This is a genomic window from Sphingomonas sp. BL-S-25, from assembly GCF_055521555.1.
In genome coordinates this window covers 1,240,297-1,257,986 of record NZ_CM145486.1, presented here as the reverse complement: position 1 = coordinate 1,257,986, position 17,690 = coordinate 1,240,297, and the positions used below count along the sequence as shown (strand labels likewise).

12 protein-coding genes are annotated in these 17,690 nt (G+C 67.8%); 8 read left to right on the top strand and 4 right to left on the bottom strand.

Annotated features, from left to right (window positions below; all coding sequences use genetic code 11):
* Nucleotides 1-8: 8 nt before the first annotated feature.
* Nucleotides 9-629 carry a maleylacetoacetate isomerase gene (gene maiA, locus ACZ1H8_RS06230; protein WP_465180483.1) on the top strand — a complete coding sequence of 207 codons (621 nt, stop codon included), beginning with the start codon at nucleotides 9-11 and terminating at the stop codon, nucleotides 627-629.
* Nucleotides 630-664: 35 nt separating this feature from the next.
* On the top strand, nucleotides 665-2,689 hold the full coding sequence (locus ACZ1H8_RS06225) for a TonB-dependent receptor (protein WP_465181351.1): 2,025 nt from the start codon (nucleotides 665-667) through the stop codon (nucleotides 2,687-2,689).
* On the opposite strand, the gene ACZ1H8_RS06220 is transcribed toward ACZ1H8_RS06225, so the two are convergent.
* Complete coding sequence (locus ACZ1H8_RS06220; protein ID WP_465181350.1) at nucleotides 2,671-3,684, bottom strand: glycosyltransferase; 1,014 nt, start codon at nucleotides 3,682-3,684, stop codon at nucleotides 2,671-2,673. The genes ACZ1H8_RS06225 and ACZ1H8_RS06220 overlap by 19 nt on opposite strands.
* Before the next feature lie 262 nt (nucleotides 3,685-3,946).
* On the opposite strand from ACZ1H8_RS06220, the gene ACZ1H8_RS06215 reads away from it, so the two are divergent.
* From ACZ1H8_RS06215 to ACZ1H8_RS06205, 3 genes are read left to right on the top strand one after another with little or no spacing between them, the layout of a single operon-like run.
* A complete protein-coding gene (locus ACZ1H8_RS06215; protein WP_465180482.1) occupies nucleotides 3,947-4,876 on the top strand; it encodes a hypothetical protein in 930 nt (309 codons plus the stop codon).
* The gene (locus tag ACZ1H8_RS06210; RefSeq protein ID WP_465180481.1) at nucleotides 4,876-5,391 is read left to right on the top strand and encodes a DUF2141 domain-containing protein; all 516 of its coding nucleotides are present in this window, start codon (nucleotides 4,876-4,878) and stop codon (nucleotides 5,389-5,391) included. The genes ACZ1H8_RS06215 and ACZ1H8_RS06210 overlap by 1 nt, the downstream gene beginning before the upstream one ends.
* 10 nt (nucleotides 5,392-5,401) lie before the next feature.
* Nucleotides 5,402-6,607: a glycosyltransferase gene (locus ACZ1H8_RS06205; protein WP_465180480.1), complete on the top strand. Its 1,206-nt coding sequence runs from the start codon at nucleotides 5,402-5,404 to the stop codon at nucleotides 6,605-6,607.
* Here ACZ1H8_RS06205 and ACZ1H8_RS06200 read toward each other — a convergent pair.
* On the bottom strand, nucleotides 6,577-8,061 hold the full coding sequence (locus ACZ1H8_RS06200; RefSeq protein WP_465180479.1) for a hypothetical protein: 1,485 nt from the start codon (nucleotides 8,059-8,061) through the stop codon (nucleotides 6,577-6,579). The genes ACZ1H8_RS06205 and ACZ1H8_RS06200 overlap by 31 nt on opposite strands.
* 127 nt (nucleotides 8,062-8,188) lie before the next feature.
* On the opposite strand from ACZ1H8_RS06200, the gene ACZ1H8_RS06195 reads away from it, so the two are divergent.
* The gene (locus ACZ1H8_RS06195) at nucleotides 8,189-9,817 is read left to right on the top strand and encodes an alkaline phosphatase D family protein (protein ID WP_465180478.1); all 1,629 of its coding nucleotides are present in this window, start codon (nucleotides 8,189-8,191) and stop codon (nucleotides 9,815-9,817) included.
* A gap of 3 nt (nucleotides 9,818-9,820) precedes the next feature.
* On the opposite strand, the gene ACZ1H8_RS06190 is transcribed toward ACZ1H8_RS06195, so the two are convergent.
* The gene (locus tag ACZ1H8_RS06190; RefSeq protein ID WP_465180477.1) at nucleotides 9,821-11,323 is read right to left on the bottom strand and encodes an ABC1 kinase family protein; all 1,503 of its coding nucleotides are present in this window, start codon (nucleotides 11,321-11,323) and stop codon (nucleotides 9,821-9,823) included.
* 75 nt (nucleotides 11,324-11,398) lie between these two features.
* Nucleotides 11,399-13,987: an aminopeptidase N gene (pepN, locus tag ACZ1H8_RS06185; RefSeq protein WP_465180476.1), complete on the bottom strand. Its 2,589-nt coding sequence runs from the start codon at nucleotides 13,985-13,987 to the stop codon at nucleotides 11,399-11,401.
* A gap of 140 nt (nucleotides 13,988-14,127) precedes the next feature.
* Here pepN and ACZ1H8_RS06180 point away from each other — a divergent pair, with 140 nt between their 5' ends.
* Together ACZ1H8_RS06180 and ACZ1H8_RS06175 are read left to right on the top strand one after the other, a co-directional pair.
* The gene (locus ACZ1H8_RS06180) at nucleotides 14,128-15,834 is read left to right on the top strand and encodes a M28 family metallopeptidase (protein WP_465180475.1); all 1,707 of its coding nucleotides are present in this window, start codon (nucleotides 14,128-14,130) and stop codon (nucleotides 15,832-15,834) included.
* 82 nt (nucleotides 15,835-15,916) lie between these two features.
* Complete coding sequence (locus tag ACZ1H8_RS06175; RefSeq protein ID WP_465180474.1) at nucleotides 15,917-17,527, top strand: M28 family metallopeptidase; 1,611 nt, start codon at nucleotides 15,917-15,919, stop codon at nucleotides 17,525-17,527.
* Nucleotides 17,528-17,690 lie beyond the last annotated feature (163 nt).

The window sequence follows — 17,690 nt, the reverse complement described above, 5'->3', positions numbered from 1 at the left end:
CCAAGGCCATGCTGCTGCACGATTATTTTCGCTCCTCCGCCGCCTACCGCGTGCGCATCGCGCTGAACCTCAAGGGGCTGGCCTATGAGCGGCGCGACGTCAGGCTGCTCGAGAATCAGCAGCGCAGCCCCGAGCATCTCCGGCTGAATCCGCAGGGATTCGTCCCCGCGCTGGAGGTGGACGGACTGGTGCTGACGCAGAGCCTGGCGATCATCGACTGGCTGGACTCGACCCTTCCGGAGCCGCGGCTGATCCCGTCCGATCCGGGGCTTCGCGCCGCGGCCATCGCGCAGGCGCTGGTCGTCGGCTGCGACGTGCATCCGCTGAACAATCTGCGGGTGATGCGCTATCTCGGTCGCGAGCTGGGCGCCGACGAGGCGCAGCGTAACGCCTGGACGCGCCACTGGATCGCCGAGGGATTCGAGGCGCTGGAGGCGATGGCGGGTGACGGCGCGTATCTCGGCGGGGACGCGCCGGGGATCGCCGACATCTTCCTGGTGCCGCAGATGTACAATGCCCGCCGGTTCGACGTCCCGCTCGACGCCTTTCCCAGACTCGTCGCGATCGATGCCGCGGCACAGGCCTTGCCCGCATTCGCCGCCGCGCATCCCGATCGCACCGCGACGTGAGGCGGATCGCAGGGCTGGTCGCCGCCGGCCTCGTCATGCCTGTCGCAGCCCAGGCGCAGCAGAGCGAAGGCGAGCCGGTGACCGAGATCGTCGTCACCGGCCGCGGGCTCGACGCGCCGCCGGGCGAGGCGGCCTATGCCGTCACCACGATCGATGCCGAGCGGCTGACCGGTACCGCGAGCAATCGCCTCGACGATGCGCTGCGTGATGCTGCGGGGCTTGCCCAGTTCCGCCGATCGGATTCGCGCTCGTCGCATCCGACCGCTCAGGGGATCACCTTGCGCGGCCTGGGCGGCAACGCCTCCAGTCGCGCGCTGCTGCTGCTCGACGGCGTGCCCCAGGCCGATCCGTTCGGCGGCTGGGTCGCGTTTCCGGCCTATCTGCCCTCGCGGCTCGCCTCGGTCCGGATCACGCGCGGCGGGGGCAGCGGTTATGCCGGGCCGGGCGCGCTGGCCGGGACGATCGAGCTGATCAGCGCGACGCGACCGCCGCTGGCGGCACAGCTTGCCTATGGCAGCCGCGACAGCGTCGATGCCAGCCTGGTCGCCTCGGCCGGCAACGACCGCGGTTTCGCGATGGTCGCCGCCCAATATGCGCGGGGCGACGGCTTCATCCCCATCGTCGAGGAGGATCGCGGACCCGCTGACCGGGCGGCCCCCTATGAACAGGCCAGCCTTGCCCTGCGCGGGGTGATCGACCTGGGCGGGGCGGAACTTCAGGCCAATATGGCGGGCTTTCGCGACCGGCGCGACCGCGGGGTCGACTTCACCCCGGTGGCCAGCGACGGCGTCGATGCCAGCCTGCGCATCGTCGGGCGCGGCGACTGGGCCTGGTCGGCGCTTGCCTATGTCCAGGCGCGCCAGTTCGCCAGCGGCTTTGCCAGCGTCAACGAGGGTCGGACCGTCGCGACTCCGACGCTCGACCAGTATAGCGTGCCGGCGACGGGTATCGGAGGGCGGATCGAGATCGCTCCGCCTCTTGGGGGCGGCGCGACGCTGCGCGTCGGGCTCGACGTGCGCGCGACCGAGGGCCGGACGCAGGAACTCTACACCTATGTCGCGGGCGCGCCGACGCGGCGGCGAGAGGCGGGCGGGCGCAGCGCGACCTATGGTGGCTTTGCTGACCTGAGCTACGAGGCGGGCGCGCTGACGCTCAACGCCGGCGGGCGGCTGGACGGCTGGACCATTGCTGGCGGCCGACTGCGCGAGGATGCCCTGGCGGGTGGCGCGCCGCTGACCGACCTCACCTTTGCCGACCGCAGCGGGGTAGAGGCGACCGGACGGCTGGGCGCAGCCTTCCGCGTGGGCGATGTGGTGATGCTGCGGGCGGCGGGCTATCGCGGCTGGCGGCTGCCGACGCTGAACGAGCTCTATCGGCCGTTCCGCGTCGGGGCCGACGCGACTGCGGCCAATGCCGCGCTCGATCCCGAGCGGCTGACCGGGGCGGAACTTGGGATCGACCTGACCCCGCTGCCCGATGTCACGCTGCGCACCACCGGCTATTGGAGCCGGATCGACGGGGCGATCGCCAATGTCACGATCGCCAACGGGCCCGGCACTTTCCCGGGCGTCGGATTCGTGTCGGCTGCAGGCGTCTATCGCCGGCGCGACAATCTCGACGCGGTCGAGGCGCACGGGATCGAAAGCGACCTTCGCTGGCAGCTCGGTTCGTTCAGCCTGGGGGCGTCCTATGCGTTCACCGATGCGTGGGTGCGCGGTGCCGGGCTGTCCGCGCCGCTCGATGGACTGCGGCCGGCGCAGACCGCAATGCATCAGGGATCGGCGACCCTGGGGTGGATGCGCGGCGGTGCCGGCGCGTCGCTGACCGCGCGTTATGTCGGGCCGCAGTTCGAGGACGATCAGAACCAGCGCCAGCTTCGCGGCGTCTTCACCCTCGACGGATCCGTGCGCGTGCCGGTGGCCGGCGGGTTCGCGGTTCAGCTTCGCGGCGAAAATCTGTTCGATGCGCGGGTCGAGGCGGGGATCAGCGGTCCCGGCCTGGTCGAGCGGGCGAGCCCGCGGACGCTGTGGATCGGGCTGAGCTACGCCGGCAAGCGCTGAACGATCCGGTCGAAAAGGGCGAGATAGGCCGTGACCGGGTCGCCGCCATCGAGGACGACCGGGTCGGGACGGACGGCATCGGGGCGAAGCCAGCGGTTCAGCGCCGCGACCAGCGACTGCCGATCGTCGCGTGCCACCACATCGCCCAGTTCCGGCGTGGCGATGAGCTCGCGCACCGCGACGCTGGAGTCGGTCGCCACAACCGGCGTGCCCAATGCCAGCGCCTCGCGGATCACCCCCGGCACCCCTTCATAATCGGAGGTGAGCGCCAGCACCGCGGCATCGCGCAGGGCGGGCAGCGGGTCGGCGACATGGCCGGGGAAAGACACGCGGGCCTCCAGCCCCAGGTCGGTCACCTGCGCCTCCAAGGTGCTCCGGAGGCTGCCCTCGCCAAGGATCAGCAACCGTACGTCGTCGCGGTCGAGCAGCGGGAGCGCATCGATCAGCCGGTCCCACCGTTTCTGCGGCTCGAGCCGGCCGACTCCCAGCAGGAAGGGGCGGTCGGGCAGGGCGAGGGTGGGGGCGTCGGGAATCGCGACTGCGGGCGGATTCGGAATGACGCTGACCCGGTCCGGGGAAAGGCGCATCTCGCGCCGCGCTTCCTCCGCGGTCGCCGCGGTCATCGCGACGACATGGTCGAGGAAGGCGCGATGCAGGCGCAGCCAGCGGCGATAGTTCCAGGCGGCCAGGCCTCTCATGTCGGGCCGCACCAGCGCGTTGGACACCTTAGCGACGATCGGCGGAGTCCGCCGACCCAGCGCCAGCCGGACATAGCCGGCGACCGCGGAATAGTGATTGCCCGGGCAGAACAGGATGTCGGGCTGCTCTAAGCGGGTGATCCGGGCGGCGGCGCGCGCCAGCGCCAAATAGGTGCCATCGTTCAGGCGATGGACCGTGACGCCGTCGGGAATCTCGCGCGCCAGCGGACCCTCGTCATCGCCAATGATCAGCGTCACCCGACGCCCGGCGCGCTGCCAGCCTGCGGACAGGCGCATCAAGGCGCGCTCGACGCCACCGCCTTGTAATCGTTGCGCAAACGACAGGATATGTTGTGCTTCGCCTTGTGTGCGCTGCAGCATGGCCTTGCGAGACGCCTTTCTAACGCCCAAATCCACCCCCAAGGAAACCGCAATCTGTTTCCAGTGGGAGGTCGCGGACCCCAATGGACTATACGCAGTTGATGCCGATCGTGTCGCGAATGTTTCATCTCGAAGCGGAATTTTTGGCTTGGTGACTAGCCCTGGAACCGACGCTTCGTTGACCAATCCGGTCGACGCAGCGCTGCAGAACACGCCCGATCTCGCGGGGTTGGAGCCGATCGAGAAGATCAAGCGACGCTGGCCGCTGGTGGTGGCCGGCGTGCTGACGGCATTGATGATCGCCGCCCTGGGGCGCGAACTGTTCGGATCGGGGCTTGCCGGCCTTCAGCAGACGATCCCGACCAACCCGCTCTTCTATCTGGCGATCGCGATCTTCTATCTCGGGCCGCCGACCTTCGACTATATCATCTATCGTCGCCTCTGGGGCATCCCGCTCAGCGGCATGGCCGCGCTCCACAAGAAGCGGATCGCGAACGAGGCGGTGGTGGGCTATTCGGGCGAGGCCTATTTCTACGCCTGGGCGCGACAGCGCACCCAGATGGTCGCGGCCCCGTTCGGCGCGGTGAAGGACGTGACGATCCAGTCGGCGATCGCCGGCAACGTCTTCACGCTTCTGCTGATCCTGCTGCTGATCCCGTTCATGGACATGCTGCCGCGCGACATCGTCAATCCGAAGACGGTGGCGATCTCGGCTGCGGTCATTGTCGCGATGTGTCTGCCCTTCGTCCTGTTTTCCAAGCGCGTCTTCTCGCTGCCGCGCGGCAGGCTGATCTGGATCTTCACGATTCATATGCTTCGGCTGGGTGTCGGCACCATGTCGCTCGCCTTCGCCTGGCATTTTGCCATGCCGGACGTGGCGGTCGGCACCTGGCTGTTCCTGGCGGCGGTGCGCATGCTCGCCTCGCGCGTGCCGCTGCTGCCGAACAAGGAAGCGATCTTCGCCACCGCGACGATCTGGCTGATCGGCTCGGGCGATTCGCTGAGCGAATTGATGGCGTTCGTCGCCGCGCTCAGCCTGTTGGCGCACATCGCCCTGATCGGCGTGTTCAGCGTACAGTCAGCCGCGAAACGCTTAGGCTGGTTATGATGATTAAATTGTCCCAAGCATTTGTTGTTGCTTCGGTTTTCGCCGCGGTTCCGGCCGCGGCCCAGGCTCCTCAACCCGCTACGGCCTCCTGCTCGGCGCAGGGCGGACCGGCGATCCGGGTTTCGGTCGTCGGCCTTCAGGACCGCGCCGGCCGGCTCAAGCTGGAGCTGTATCCCGCGACCGAAGCGGATTTCCTGAAGGACGACCGCGACCTGATCAAGGAGCATAAGGACTTTGCCCGCGTCTGGTCGCAGACGCCGCAGAGCGGTGCGGTCAACCTGTGCATTCGCGCGCCGCGGGCGGGTCGGTTCGCGATCCTGTTCACGCATGACCGCGACGGCAAGAACAAGTTCAACATCTGGAAAGACGGCGTCGGCGTCGTTAGCAGCCAGCGGATCGGACGCAGCCGTCCCAAGGTCGGTCAGGCGATCGTAAACGTGCCGGCCACCGGCACCTCGATCACGATTCGCGCACAATATGTCAGCGGACTCGCAGGCTTCTCTCCGGTGAAGTAAGGTACCCGTCATGCGGGTGGTCGACGTCAACGAATATTATTCCCCGACCGGCGGAGGCGTGCGCACCTATCTCGACCGCAAGATGGGAATCATGGCCGATCTGGGTCATGAGCTGATCGTCATCGCGCCGGGGCCGAGGGACTGGGTCGAGGAACGACCGGGCGGCGGCCGCATCTACTGGGTGAAGTCGCCGCCGCTGATCGTCGATCGCAATTACTCGATCTTCGTCCATGATGAGCCGATCTGGCGACTGCTCGACGAGCTGAAACCGGATGTGGTCGAGAATGCTGCGCCCAGCCGGCCGGCTTGGACCGTCGGCAAGTGGCAGGGCGACGCGCTGAAGGTCTGCTTCGCGCATAACGACAATATCGGCGCCTATCCGCAGCGCTGGCTGGACGGCGTTGCCACTACCGAACAGGTCGAGCGCGCCTTTGGCTGGTATACGCGCTACATGGCGCGCTTCCTGAAGCTGTACGACGTGTTCGTCACCAACGGGCCGGCGCTCGCCAAGCGCTATGCCCGGCGCGGCCTGACGGTGCATGCCTCGATGCCGCTGGGGATCGAGCGCGGCTATTTCTCGCCCCATCTTCGCGACGAGAAGCTGCGCGCCTCGATTCTCGCCCAGATCGGTCTGCCGCCCGAGGGGCATCTGCTGCTCGGCATGGGGCGCCACCACCGGGAAAAGCGCTGGTCGCTGGTGATCGACGCGGTCGAGGCGGCGGGCGCCGACATGCCGGTGGGGCTGATCATGCTGGGCGACGGCATGGATCGCGGCCGGCTCGAGGCACGGGTCGCGGGCAGTCCGCATATCCGCATGTTCCGGCCGGTCTATGACCGCGAACGGCTGGCGCGGATCATGGCGAGCTGCGATGCGCTGATCCATGGCTCCGATGCCGAGCCGTTCGGGCTGGTCGCGTCGGAAGCGGTCGCGTCGGGCCTGCCGCTGATCGTCCCCGACGAGGGCGGGTGCGCCGAGATCGCCGAGCCCGAATTCGCCGAAACCTATCGTGCGCGCGATGCACGATCGGCGGCGGAGGCGATCCACCGACTGTTCCGCCGCGAACCCGCGATCCTGCGCGCGGCGAGCGTCCATGCCGCCGGGCAGGTGCGCACCGACCGCGACCATGCGATCGCGCTGATGGACTATTACCAGACCCTGCTCGACGCGCGCCGCGCCGGCGGCGATCAGCGCGCCGCGGTTTCCTTCGCCTCGTAGAGGTCGACCATCAGGTTGCCGACCGGCCATTCGCCCCGCCGGCGATAATCCTGCTTCAGATGGGCGAGGGCGCGCGCGCGGATTTCGGGACGTTCGCCGGGGTAGGGCGGCCGCATCACCACGAACTCGGGCCGCTTCGTGAAAATCCGATCGATCTCCTGCGCCTGGTCGACACCGACAGCGCCCTCCTCGCGATTGCGGGTCAGATGGCTCGGGAAGGTCCAGCGCGTGACCGCACAGCGCTCGGTATAAGTGTAGAGCGCGGAATTGCCCGAATAGAGGTAGAGGCAGCCGGGTCCATGGCCGATTGCCTGCGCAAATGCCTCGATCTGGCGATCGGTGCCGCGGATCAGGATCGAGCTGATGATGAGGATCTGGCCCACCGCCAGCGATCCGATCAGCAGCGGCAATGCCAGGCGCCGCCCGAGCCCGTCGCTGCCGATGAAGCCGCTGGCGCAGATCGCCGCCGGCACCATGACCGGCAGGGTATAGTGGTTGAACCAGGACCCGAAGACGAGAAAGCCGAACAGCGAGGCGGCAAGCCAGCCAAAGGCGAGGTCGCGGATCGCCCCGGCGGGCGCCGGACCGACTGGAATCTTCCACGTCCGGCTCGCCAGCCACAGCAGCGGCGCGAGGATCAGCGCGCATTTCAGGAAATTGAGCAGCAGCAGGTACCAGAGGTCGCTGCGACGATCGAGGATCGAGCCAAAATTGGCGTAGATGAAGTCGTCACCATGGCCGATCGCCGCGAAGCTTGCCCATGCGACAAAGGTCGGCACGCTCGCGATCAGGACCAACGGACACGCGGTCCGGGCGATCCGCGCCGGCGATGCACCCAGCCGATGCTCGCGCCACAATAGCCAGAGGCCGAGGAACGCGCCCTCGAACACGGCCGAATATTTGACCTGCATCGCCAGGCCGAACAGCAGCATCGCGCCGGCGGCGCGCGCCAGGCGGCGCGGATCGTCGAGCCGGTCCTCGACTCGTGGCAGCACCAGCGCGAATGCGGCGATGACCAGCAGATTGTAGAAGATCGGCGACTGGCCACCCTGGCCGTCGGCGAAGTTCAGGAACAGGATGTAGAGCGCGGCGCCGGTGGTCGCCCCCGCCTGCCAGCCGGCGCGGTCGGCGATCCGCGCGATCAGCAGTGCGGTCATCACGACGCTGGCCAGCGCCATCAACTGATAGGCATAGATGCCCAGAGGCACCCCAAGCGCGGCGGCGGGCAGGTAGATCAGGAACAGGCCGACGGGCTTGCGGTCCCAGACATCGACATAGGGCAGCGCCCCTTCGAGCCAGCGAGTCGCCGTCGTGAAATAGAAATCCTCGTCGACATGGACGATCGGATTGCCGAACGTCACCATCCGCGCGAGCACCGCGACGAAGAGGAGCGTGGCCCAACGCGGCACTGCGCCATAGGCGCGCGACACGATGGTCGGCGACGCTGCGATCATTCGATATTCCCTCTAGCTCGTTTGAATCCGAGCCCCCATCAGGGCCCTTAGCCTGACTGGGCGCCGCTGTCACGAACTCGACACGGGACGGGCGCACAGCGGTCGATGAAAGGGAGCACCTCAGCTCATGACCGTCTCGATCGATCGCCGTTCCTTCGTCCTTACCGGCAGCCTGGGCCTGGGCGCCCTGTCCATTCCCGGACTTGCCCGCGCCGGCACCGTCGCCGACCTGACGGGCTTCACGCATAATGTCGCCAGCGGCGAGCCCGGCACCGATATGATGCTGCTCTGGACCCGCTATGTCGCGACGGGCAGCGACCTGGTCCGCATCCGCGCCGAGATTTCCGAAAAGGCCGATTTCGCGCGGATCGTCGCGGGCGCGGAAGTGGAGACCGGGCCGTGGCGTGACTGGACGGTCAAGCCGGTCGTGCAGGGGCTGAAGCCCGGCACGCGCTATTATTATCGCTTCATCGCACCCGACGGGACGCGGTCGCCGGTCGGCCAGACCAGGACGCTGCCCGAAGGGAATGTGCGGCGCTTCGGCATCGCGATCTTCTCCTGCTCGAACCTGCCCTTCGGCTATTTCAACGCCTATGGTCATGCCGCCGCGCGCGACGACATCGATCTGGCCATCCATCTGGGCGACTATTTCTACGAATACTCCAGGACCGGCTACGCCCCGGCCGGCGGCCCGGTCGATGGTCGCTATCCCCAGCCGGACAACGAGACGCTGACGCTGGCCGATTATCGCCTGCGTTATGCCAGCTACCGCGCCGATCCCGATCTGCAGGCCCTTCACGCCGCCAAGCCGATGCTGGCGCAGATGGACGATCACGAATCGGCCAATAACAGCTGGGAGGGCGGCGCCCAGAACCACCAGCCCAATGAGGGCGACTGGTCGGTTCGTCGCGGCGCCGCGCTCCAGGCCTGGCGCGAGTGGATGCCCGTCTCCGACCGGCCGTTCGGCACCTATGATATCGGCACGCTCCTCACTTTGTTCCGGACCGAGAGCCGGTTGCTCGGTCGCACGCCCGAACGCTCGCTGGGCAAGTTCCTGAGGGACCCCGATCCGGCGAAGGCGCTCGCCGCATTTCGCGACGGTGCCTATCGCGATCCCAGCGTCTCGATGCTGGGCAGCGAGCAGGAGGCGTGGCTCGGCCATGCGCTCGCGGACTCCGTTCGCCGCGGCCAGCGCTGGCAGATGGCCGGGTTCGGCACGATCATGGGCAACACGCTCGCGCCGGCTGAGGCGCTGGACTGGCTGAAACCCGATTCGGATGCGCGCACCCGCGCCTATGTCATGGCCGGTGTGACCGCGGGCAAGGCGGGCCTGCCCAGCGACATGGACAATTGGGGTGGCTTCCCCGCGGCGCGCGAGCGGTTCCTGAAATCGGCACAGGCGGCCAACGCCAACCTGATCGTGATCTCGGGCGACAGCCATAATGCCTGGGCCTATGACCTCGCGCAGGACGGCAAGGCGACGGGGGTCGAGTTTGCCGGCCATGCGGTCACCTCGCCCGGCTATGAAAGCGGCATCGGCACCGATCCGAAGACCGTCGCCGCGGCGATGGTGCGGCACAATCCCGAGCTCAAATGGTGCGATACCAGCCGGCGCGGCTATATGGCGACGACGTTGACGCCCGACCGGGTGACCAATGACTGGGTATTCGTCGACACCATCACCCAGCGTTCGCTCAAGGCGACGATCGGCCACCGCGCGACGGTGATGCGCGGCCGCAACCTGATGAGCGCGTGACGCCTAGCTGATGATCAGTGCGGCGGCGATCAGGCCGCCGCCGCCAAGGATCGACCAGGCGATCCAGCGGCCGGCGGTCAGGATCGCCGCGCCGCTGCTCGCCTGGGCCACCGGCTCGGCCTCCAGCCGGCGGACCGCCGCCTGGATCAGCCGCGGCGCGCCGTTGCCGATCCGGCTCAGTTCCCACACCAGCGCCTGGGCGGTGGCCGCCCAGCGTTCGGGCGACAGCCGGTCGGCGAGGATCCGCCCCTGGGCGCGGCGCATCGCCGCCGACAGGTCGAAACCCGGTGCGATCCGCGTCAGCACGCCGTCCATCGTCATCAACGCCTTGAACATCAGCAGCAGGTCGGGCGGCATCACCAGCCCATCCTCGCGCATCAGCCGCAGGAAATCCGGCACCAGCTTCGACAGTACCAGCGGTCCCTGTCCGTGCCGCGCGACGACCTCGCCCGCCGCGCGCTCGATCCGGCTGCGCGGGACATCTGCATCCGCCGACCACACCGCCAGCGTGTCGGCCAGCGCGCCCGGATCGCCCGACTGGAGCGACTGGAGAAATCCGACGAACTCGTCGCGCCGCCGTGCGCTGACCTGGCCGACCGAGCCGAGATCGAGCAATGCCAGCCGGTTGCCCGGCAGGCAGAGCAGATTGCCGGGATGCGGATCGCCGTGGAAGCGCCCGTTGATCATCACCATTTCCAGCACCAGGTCGGCGCCCAGATCGGCGATCGCCTGCGGATCGATGCCCGCCTCGACCAGCCGCTCGGTCGAATCGGGCTTCACCCCGGCGACATGGTCCATCACCAGCAATGTCTCGGACGACCATTGCCAGTGGATCACCGGAACGACGACATCGGGATTGCGCGCCAGATCCTCGCGCAGGCGATCGGCGTTGCGCCCCTCATGGGTGAAGTCGAGTTCCTCGAGCAGCGCTCGGGCAAGCTGGCGCGCCATCGCCAGCGGCTGGAACCGCCGAGCCTCAGCATTCGAGGCCTCGATCGCCTCTGCCAGCCCGGCCAGCAGTCGCAGGTCCGCCTCCATCTGCGGCCGGATGCCGGGGCGGCGGATCTTGAGCACCACCTCGCGTCCGTCGCGCAGCGTCGCGCGGTGGACCTGCGCCATCGATGCGGCGGCCAGCGGTTCAGGGTCGAAGCTCGCAAACGCAGTTTCGGGCGGTTCGCCGAGCGCCGTCTCGACCGCCTCGCGGATCGCCTCGAACGGCAGGCGGGGCGCATCGCTGTGCAGCTGGTCGAGCTCGCTGGTCCATTCGGGACCGATCAGGTCGCCGCGCGTCGCCAGGATCTGGCCCATCTTCACGAAGGTCGGGCCCAGCGCCTCCAGCGCCTCGCGCGTCCGGCGGGGCAGGGTTGCGGCATCCTGATCGACATCGCTCGCCGATCCGATCCCGATCCGGCCGAGCAGCCAGCCTAGACCGAAGCGCGTCGCCACGCCCAGGATTTCGCTCAGCCGCGCGCGATCGCGCGTCGTCGCCGCCAGCAGCTTGATCATGCGGGAATCCGTCGCAGGGTCACGGCGGAGAAACGCGGGGCGGCGCGCTTGGCTCCGCCCCGCACTGTCGACAGCTTAGTCGAGGCTCTTCGACGCCTGTTCGAACATGTCCTTCGACAAGCCGGGCGTGGCGACGATCCGTTCCAGCTCGGCACGCATCTTCGCGGCGCGGCCGGCATCGAACCGCTTCCACCGGCCGAGCGGCGGCAGCAGCTTCGCCGCGGTCTGCGGGTTGAGCTTGTCGAGCGCCAGCAGCTGGTCGGCCAGGAAGCGATAGCCGCGGCCCGACACGTCGTGGAATGCGCGCTGGTTCACCCCGAACGCACCGATCAGCGACCGGGCGCGGTTCGGATTGGCCAGCGTGAATGCGGGATGCGCCGCCAGCGCCTCGACCGCCTGCGCGGTATCGTCGCGGCTCGACAGCGCCTGGGTCTGGAACCATTTGTCCAGCACCAGCGCATTGTCGGCATAGCGGCTGTAGAATGCGTCGATCGCGGTTGCGCGCTGCTCCGCCGCGGTCGAGCTGACCAGTACGCCCAGCGCGCCCTGTCGGTCGGTCATGTTGTCCGACGCCTCGAACTGCGCCAGCGCAAGGTCGGCGGCATCGCTCGCGCCGCTGGCGGCGATATAGCCGAGCGACACGTTCTTGATCCGCCGCGCGCCCTTGCCCGCGGGTGAATATTCGAACCGATTGCTGCGCACCGCCTCATGGGCCGAGCGCCACAGCGCCTCATGCTCGCGACCGAGATCGCGGCGCAGCGCCTCGCGTGCGGCGAAGATCGCGTCGGGATCGACCACCGGCATCTGGTCGCCGATAAAGCTGTCTGAAGGCAGCAGCACGGCTTCGGCGACGAAGGCCGGGTCGAGCGCCGGGTCAGTCAGCGTGTTGCGCACCGCATCGATCACCGCGCTGTGATCGGGCCGCCCGCTGGTGACCGACGCGACCAGCGTGTCGAGCATGAGCTGCTGCATCGCCTCGTACCGGGCAAAGGGATCGTCGTCATGCGCCGACAGGAACGCCAGATCGCGCGCGCTACGGTTGGTGTCGACGATTACCGGGGCGGAGAAGCCCCGGTTGATCGAGAGCACCGGCGGCTCGGGGATCGATTCAAACACGATCTCCGCGGTCGGGTCGCGCAGCTGGATCAGCTGTTCGTCGCACAGCGGCCGGCCGGTTACCGATCCGAACAGCCGCAGCTTCAGCGGCAGCACCATCGGCTGCTTGTCGGGCTGGCCCGGCGTCGGCGGCACCGTCTGGCTGAGCGTCAGCCGGGCGCGGCCGCCCTCCTGCTTCAGGCTGGCGGTGACGCGTGGCGTGCCCGCCTGGCTGTACCAGCGGCGGAACTGCGTCAGGTCGGTCCCGCCGGCTTCCTCCATGCAGCGCACGAAATCCTCGCACGTCGCGGCGGTGCCGTCGAACCGCTCGAAATACAGGTCGGTCGCGGCGCGGAATTTCTCCGGGCCTAGGATCGTGGCCATCATCCGGATGACCTCGGCGCCCTTGTTGTAGATGGTGGCGGTGTAGAAGTTCGAGATCTCGATATAGCTGTCGGGGCGTACCGGGTGCGCCAGCGGCCCGGCATCCTCGGGGAACTGGCTGGCGCGCAGGCCGCGTACATCCTCGATCCGCTTGACCGCACGCGATCCCTGGTCGGCCGAGAATTCCTGGTCGCGAAAGACCGTGAAGCCTTCTTTCAGGCTCAGCTGGAACCAGTCGCGGCAGGTGATCCGGTTGCCCGACCAGTTGTGGAAATATTCATGCGCCACCACCGCGGCGATCGCGTCGTAATCATAATCGGTGGCGATGTCGGGGTCGGCGAGGATGTAGCGGCTGTTGAAGACGTTCAGCCCCTTGTTCTCCATCGCCCCGAAATTGAAGTCGTCGACTGCGACGATGTTGAACACGTCCAGGTCGTATTCGCGGCCATAGACCTGCTCATCCCAGCGCATCGACGTTTCGAGCGCGCGCAGCGCATGGTGCGTCCGCTCCAGGTCGCCCGCGCGGACCCAGATGCCCAGCTGGACCTCGCGCCCGTTCGTCGTCGTGAAGGTCGAGCGGTTGGCGACTAGGTCGCCCGCGACGAGCGCGAACAGATAGCTCGGCTTGGGGAAGGGGTCGTGCCACTCGGCCCAGTGGCGTCCGTCGTCCAGTTCGCCCGAGCCGACCGGATCGCCGTTCGACAGCAGCACCGGGAAGCGCGCCTTGTCCGCGGTCATCCGGACCTTGTACCGGCTCAGCACGTCGGGTCGGTCGGGGAAGAAGGTGATCCGCCGGAAACCCTCGGCCTCGCATTGGGTGCACAGCATGCCGTTCGAGGCATAGAGCCCCTGGAGCTGCGTGTTGCGCTCGGGCGCGATCTCGACCTCGGTCTCGACCAGATGTACGCTGCCGGACAGCGCCACGACCAGGTTCGCCCCGTCCATCTCGATCGGCACCGCGGCACCGTCGACGCGCACGCTCAGCGCGGCCAGGCCGTCGCCGTCGAGCACCAGCGGCCGCTCATGCGTGCCGTTCCGCTGCACCCACAGCTTCGCCTTTACCCGCGTCGCCGCGGGATCGAGCTGGAAGTCCAGCTCGATCTCCGGAATGCGCCAGTCGGGCTCGCGATAATCCTCGCGCCGCGTGATCCGGGGCGCCTCGGCTGCACTGTGAATGTCTGCCATGATGTCCTTGCATATAGGGCGGGCGCATAACGCCGCTAGCCCAATCCTGCTCCCGCGCGCGCAGCTTTCGCGACCCCGTGCTTGCGCGTGCCGGGACGCGTGCTACCGCTGCGCCACGCTTAAGTCTTTCGAGGAATTCGATGATCCTTCGCTTTGCCGCCCCGCTGACGCTCGTCGCGCTCGCTCTTCCCGCATCGGCGCAGCAGGTCGCGCCCCAGTCCGCCGCCGCGGCGCCCGCGCCGACCGCAGCCGAGAAGAACAGCTATATCAACGCAGAGCTTCCCGCCGATCAGGCGGCGATGAAGGCGCATGTCATGTTCCTCGCCTCGGATCAGTTGCGCGGGCGCGACGCCGGCAGCCCCGAATATGACATCGCCGCGCAATATGTCGCATCGCAATTCTATGCCGCCGGCCTGCGCCCGGCCGGCGACGAGGGCAGCTATCTTCAGCGCGTGCCGCTGATCGCGTTCAAGCCGGCCGACAAGGGCAGCTTCACCCTGACCCCGAAGGGCAAGGGCGCCGCGCCGACCGCGCTGGAGTTCGGCAAGGACTATCTGCCGACCGCGGATCCGACCCAGGCTGAAACGCAGGTGAGCGGGCAGGTGGTGTTCGTCGGCTATGGCATCACCGCGCCGGCGCTGGGACGCGACGATTATCGCGGCGTCAACGTGAAGGGCAAGATCGTCGCCTTCTTTGGCGGTGCGCCGTCGAACCTTCCGGGGGAAGAACGTGCGCATCTGGGCAGCGCCTCGACCAAGGCGGTGATCGCGAAGCAGCACGGCGCGATCGGCTTCATCACCATCGAATCGCCTGCCGCCGCGAAGGCGCGGCCCTTCTCCGCCGGCGCCGCCGGCTATGACCGCGTCCGCATGACGTGGCAGCGCCCCGACGGCACCGGCTTCTTCGCCGCGCCCGGCACGCCGCAGCTCGGCAGCATCAGCATGGCCGCCGCCGAGAAGCTATTTGCCGGCGCCCGCACCCCCTGGGCAAAGGTGGCGAAGCTCGCCGAGGGCGAGAACCCCAAGTACAAGGCGGAGCTGCTGCCCGGCACGCTCAGCGTCACGCTGAAGACCGAGACCAAGCCGGTGGTCAGCTACAATGTCGCCGGCATCATCCCGGGCAGCGATCCGACAATCGGCAGCGAAGTCGTCGTGCTGACCGCGCATCTCGACCATGTCGGCGTCGGCCGTCCGAATGCGAAGGGCGACACGATCTATAATGGCGCAATGGACAATGCCGTCGGCATCGCCTCGCTGATCGAGGATGCCAAGCGCTTCAAGGCGTCGGGCAAGGCGCCGCGCCGCACGGTCATGTTCCTGGCGGTCACCGCCGAGGAAAAGGGCCTGGTCGGTTCGGACTATTTCGCCCAGAACCCGACCGTCCCGAAGGACCGGCTGGTCGCCAACGTCAATCTCGACATGCCGATCATCACCTACAAGTTCAGCGACGTGATCGTGTTCGGCGCGCCGCGCTCGACCCTCGGCCCGATCGTCGATCGCGCGGCAAAGGGGATCAACGTCACCATCTCGCCCGATCCGATGCCGGACGAGGGGCTGTTCGTCCGCTCCGACCATTATCGCTTCGTCCAGCAGGGCATTCCCTCGGTCTTCCTGTGGCCGGGCACGGCGGGCCCGGGCAAGGAAGCCGTCGAGAAGTTCCTGGCGACCAACTATCACCAGCCCTCGGACGAGATCGTCCAGGATCCGGCGATCGATTGGGAATCGGGCGTGCGCTTCATCGACGTGAACTATGCGATCGCGCGCGAGATCGCCGATGCCGATCAGCGGCCGGTCTGGAACAAGGGCGACTTCTTCGGTACGCTTTTCGGGGGTCCCGGCGCGAAGTGATCGCGCCTCGTTTCCCACGAGCTTGAAACCCAGCGCGGGCGGCGGCTTTTCACCGCCGTCCGTGTGTCGCGAAAGGCGCCCGATGCTGCGTACCCTGATTGCCCTGCCGCTGCTGCTCGTCGCGCCGATCGCGGCGGCACAGACGCTTCCGCCCGATCAGGCGGCGATCAAGGCGCATGTCCAGTTCCTGGCATCGGATGCGATGCGCGGGCGCGAGGCGGGAACCCGCGACTTCGACGTGGCGGCGGAATATGCCGCAGCACAGATGCTGGCCGCTGGCCTGAAGCCGGGTGGTGCGAATGGCAGCTGGTTCCAGCCGGTCAGCCTCGCCTCGTTCAATCCGACCGGCAAGGGCAGCTTCACCCTGACCCGCGGCGCCGCAGTCGAGCCGCTGGTGCACGGCAAGGATTATCTGCCCTCGCCAGTGCCCAGCTCGCCCGAATTCAGCGTGACCGGCGACATGGTCTTTGTCGGCTGGGGCATCGTCTATCCGGAGGGCAAGCGCGACGATTATCGCGGGCTCGACGTGAAGGGAAAGATCGTCGTGATGATGCCGGGCGTGCCCAAGGGGCTGCCCACCGAAGTCACCGCGCATCTCAGCGACGACGATCAGAAGGCGCGCATCGCCCAGGCACGCGGCGCTCGCGCCGTGCTGATCCTGGAATCCGGCGAGAACCGGAAGAATTTCCCGTTCGAGGCGATCGTTCCCTATTGGGAATATCAGCGCACGACCTGGGCCGGCCCCGACGGCAAGGCGCACGACACCGCTCCCGGCGCGCCGGTTGCCGCCTATGTCAGCCAGGCGGGCGCCGAGAAGCTGTTCGCCGGATCGAAGATCAAGTTCGCCGAGGTGCTCGCCGCCGAGACCACGGGCGGGCGGATGCCGACCGGCAATCTGATCGGAACCGCCGCGGTGGTGACCAAGACCAATGTCCGGACCGTGGCCAGCCGCAACGTGATCGGCGTGCTCGAAGGGTCGGATCCGACGCTCAAGTCGCAATATGTCGTGCTGTCGGCCCATCTCGACCATGTCGGCGTGGGCGAGGCGGTCAATGGCGACCGCATCTATAACGGCGCGATGGACAATGCGCTGGGCATCGCCTCGATCCTCCAGGTCGCGCGCAGCTTCCAGGCATCGGGCAAGGCGCCGCGTCGCAGCCTGTTGTTCATCGCCCTGACCGCCGAGGAAAAGGGGCTGATCGGGTCGGACTATTTCGTCCATTATCCGACCGTGCCCAAGGACAGCCTGGTCGCCGACATCAACCTCGATATGCCGATCATGACCTATGACGTGAAGGACCTGGTGGTGCAGGGCGGCGAACGCTCGAGCATCGGCCCGGCAGTCGCCAAGGCGGCTGCAGCCGAAGGGCTCGCGGTCGTTCCCGATCCCACGCCCGAGGAAATGTTCTTCGTCCGATCGGACCATTACAGCTTCGTCAAGGCGGGCATCCCCGCGGTGTCGGTCGACACCGGCCCCGGCGGCGACGGCGCAGTCGCGCAGAAGAAGTTCCTCGACGAAAATTATCACAAGCCGTCGGACCAGATCGACCTGCCGTTCCACTGGCCCTCGGCCGCCCGCTTCGTGCGCATCAACTACGCCGTCGCCCGTGCGCTGGCGGACGACGACAAGCGCCCGAGCTGGAACAAGGGCGACTTTTTCGGAACCCTGTTCGACGGCTACGGCGCGAAGTAGGGGCGGGGCGCAACCGGTTCCCCTCCCTGGAAGGGAGGGGGCAGGGGTGGGTAGGCCAAGGCAGGAACGCGACGGTGCGTCCCTTCCCCAGCTTCCACCCGGCCGAGAGCAACCCACCCCCGGCCCTTCCAGGGAGGGGAGAAGGGGTGCGTGATTGAACGCC

What these genes read in the sequence shown, in the direction of transcription:
- ACZ1H8_RS06210 (WP_465180481.1), top strand. Translation starts at nt 4,876, where the DNA reads ATGATTAAATTGTCCCAAGCATTTGTTGTTGCTTCGGTTTTCGCCGCG.
- ACZ1H8_RS06180 (WP_465180475.1), top strand. Translation starts at nt 14,128, where the DNA reads ATGATCCTTCGCTTTGCCGCCCCGCTGACGCTCGTCGCGCTCGCTCTT.
- ACZ1H8_RS06195 (WP_465180478.1), top strand. Translation starts at nt 8,189, where the DNA reads ATGACCGTCTCGATCGATCGCCGTTCCTTCGTCCTTACCGGCAGCCTG.
- ACZ1H8_RS06200 (WP_465180479.1), bottom strand. Translation starts at nt 8,061, where the DNA reads ATGATCGCAGCGTCGCCGACCATCGTGTCGCGCGCCTATGGCGCAGTG.
- maiA (WP_465180483.1), top strand. Translation starts at nt 9, where the DNA reads ATGCTGCTGCACGATTATTTTCGCTCCTCCGCCGCCTACCGCGTGCGC.
- pepN (WP_465180476.1), bottom strand. Translation starts at nt 13,987, where the DNA reads ATGGCAGACATTCACAGTGCAGCCGAGGCGCCCCGGATCACGCGGCGC.
- ACZ1H8_RS06205 (WP_465180480.1), top strand. Translation starts at nt 5,402, where the DNA reads ATGCGGGTGGTCGACGTCAACGAATATTATTCCCCGACCGGCGGAGGC.
- ACZ1H8_RS06175 (WP_465180474.1), top strand. Translation starts at nt 15,917, where the DNA reads ATGCTGCGTACCCTGATTGCCCTGCCGCTGCTGCTCGTCGCGCCGATC.
- ACZ1H8_RS06190 (WP_465180477.1), bottom strand. Translation starts at nt 11,323, where the DNA reads ATGATCAAGCTGCTGGCGGCGACGACGCGCGATCGCGCGCGGCTGAGC.
- ACZ1H8_RS06225 (WP_465181351.1), top strand. Translation starts at nt 665, where the DNA reads ATGCCTGTCGCAGCCCAGGCGCAGCAGAGCGAAGGCGAGCCGGTGACC.
- ACZ1H8_RS06220 (WP_465181350.1), bottom strand. Translation starts at nt 3,684, where the DNA reads ATGCGCCTGTCCGCAGGCTGGCAGCGCGCCGGGCGTCGGGTGACGCTG.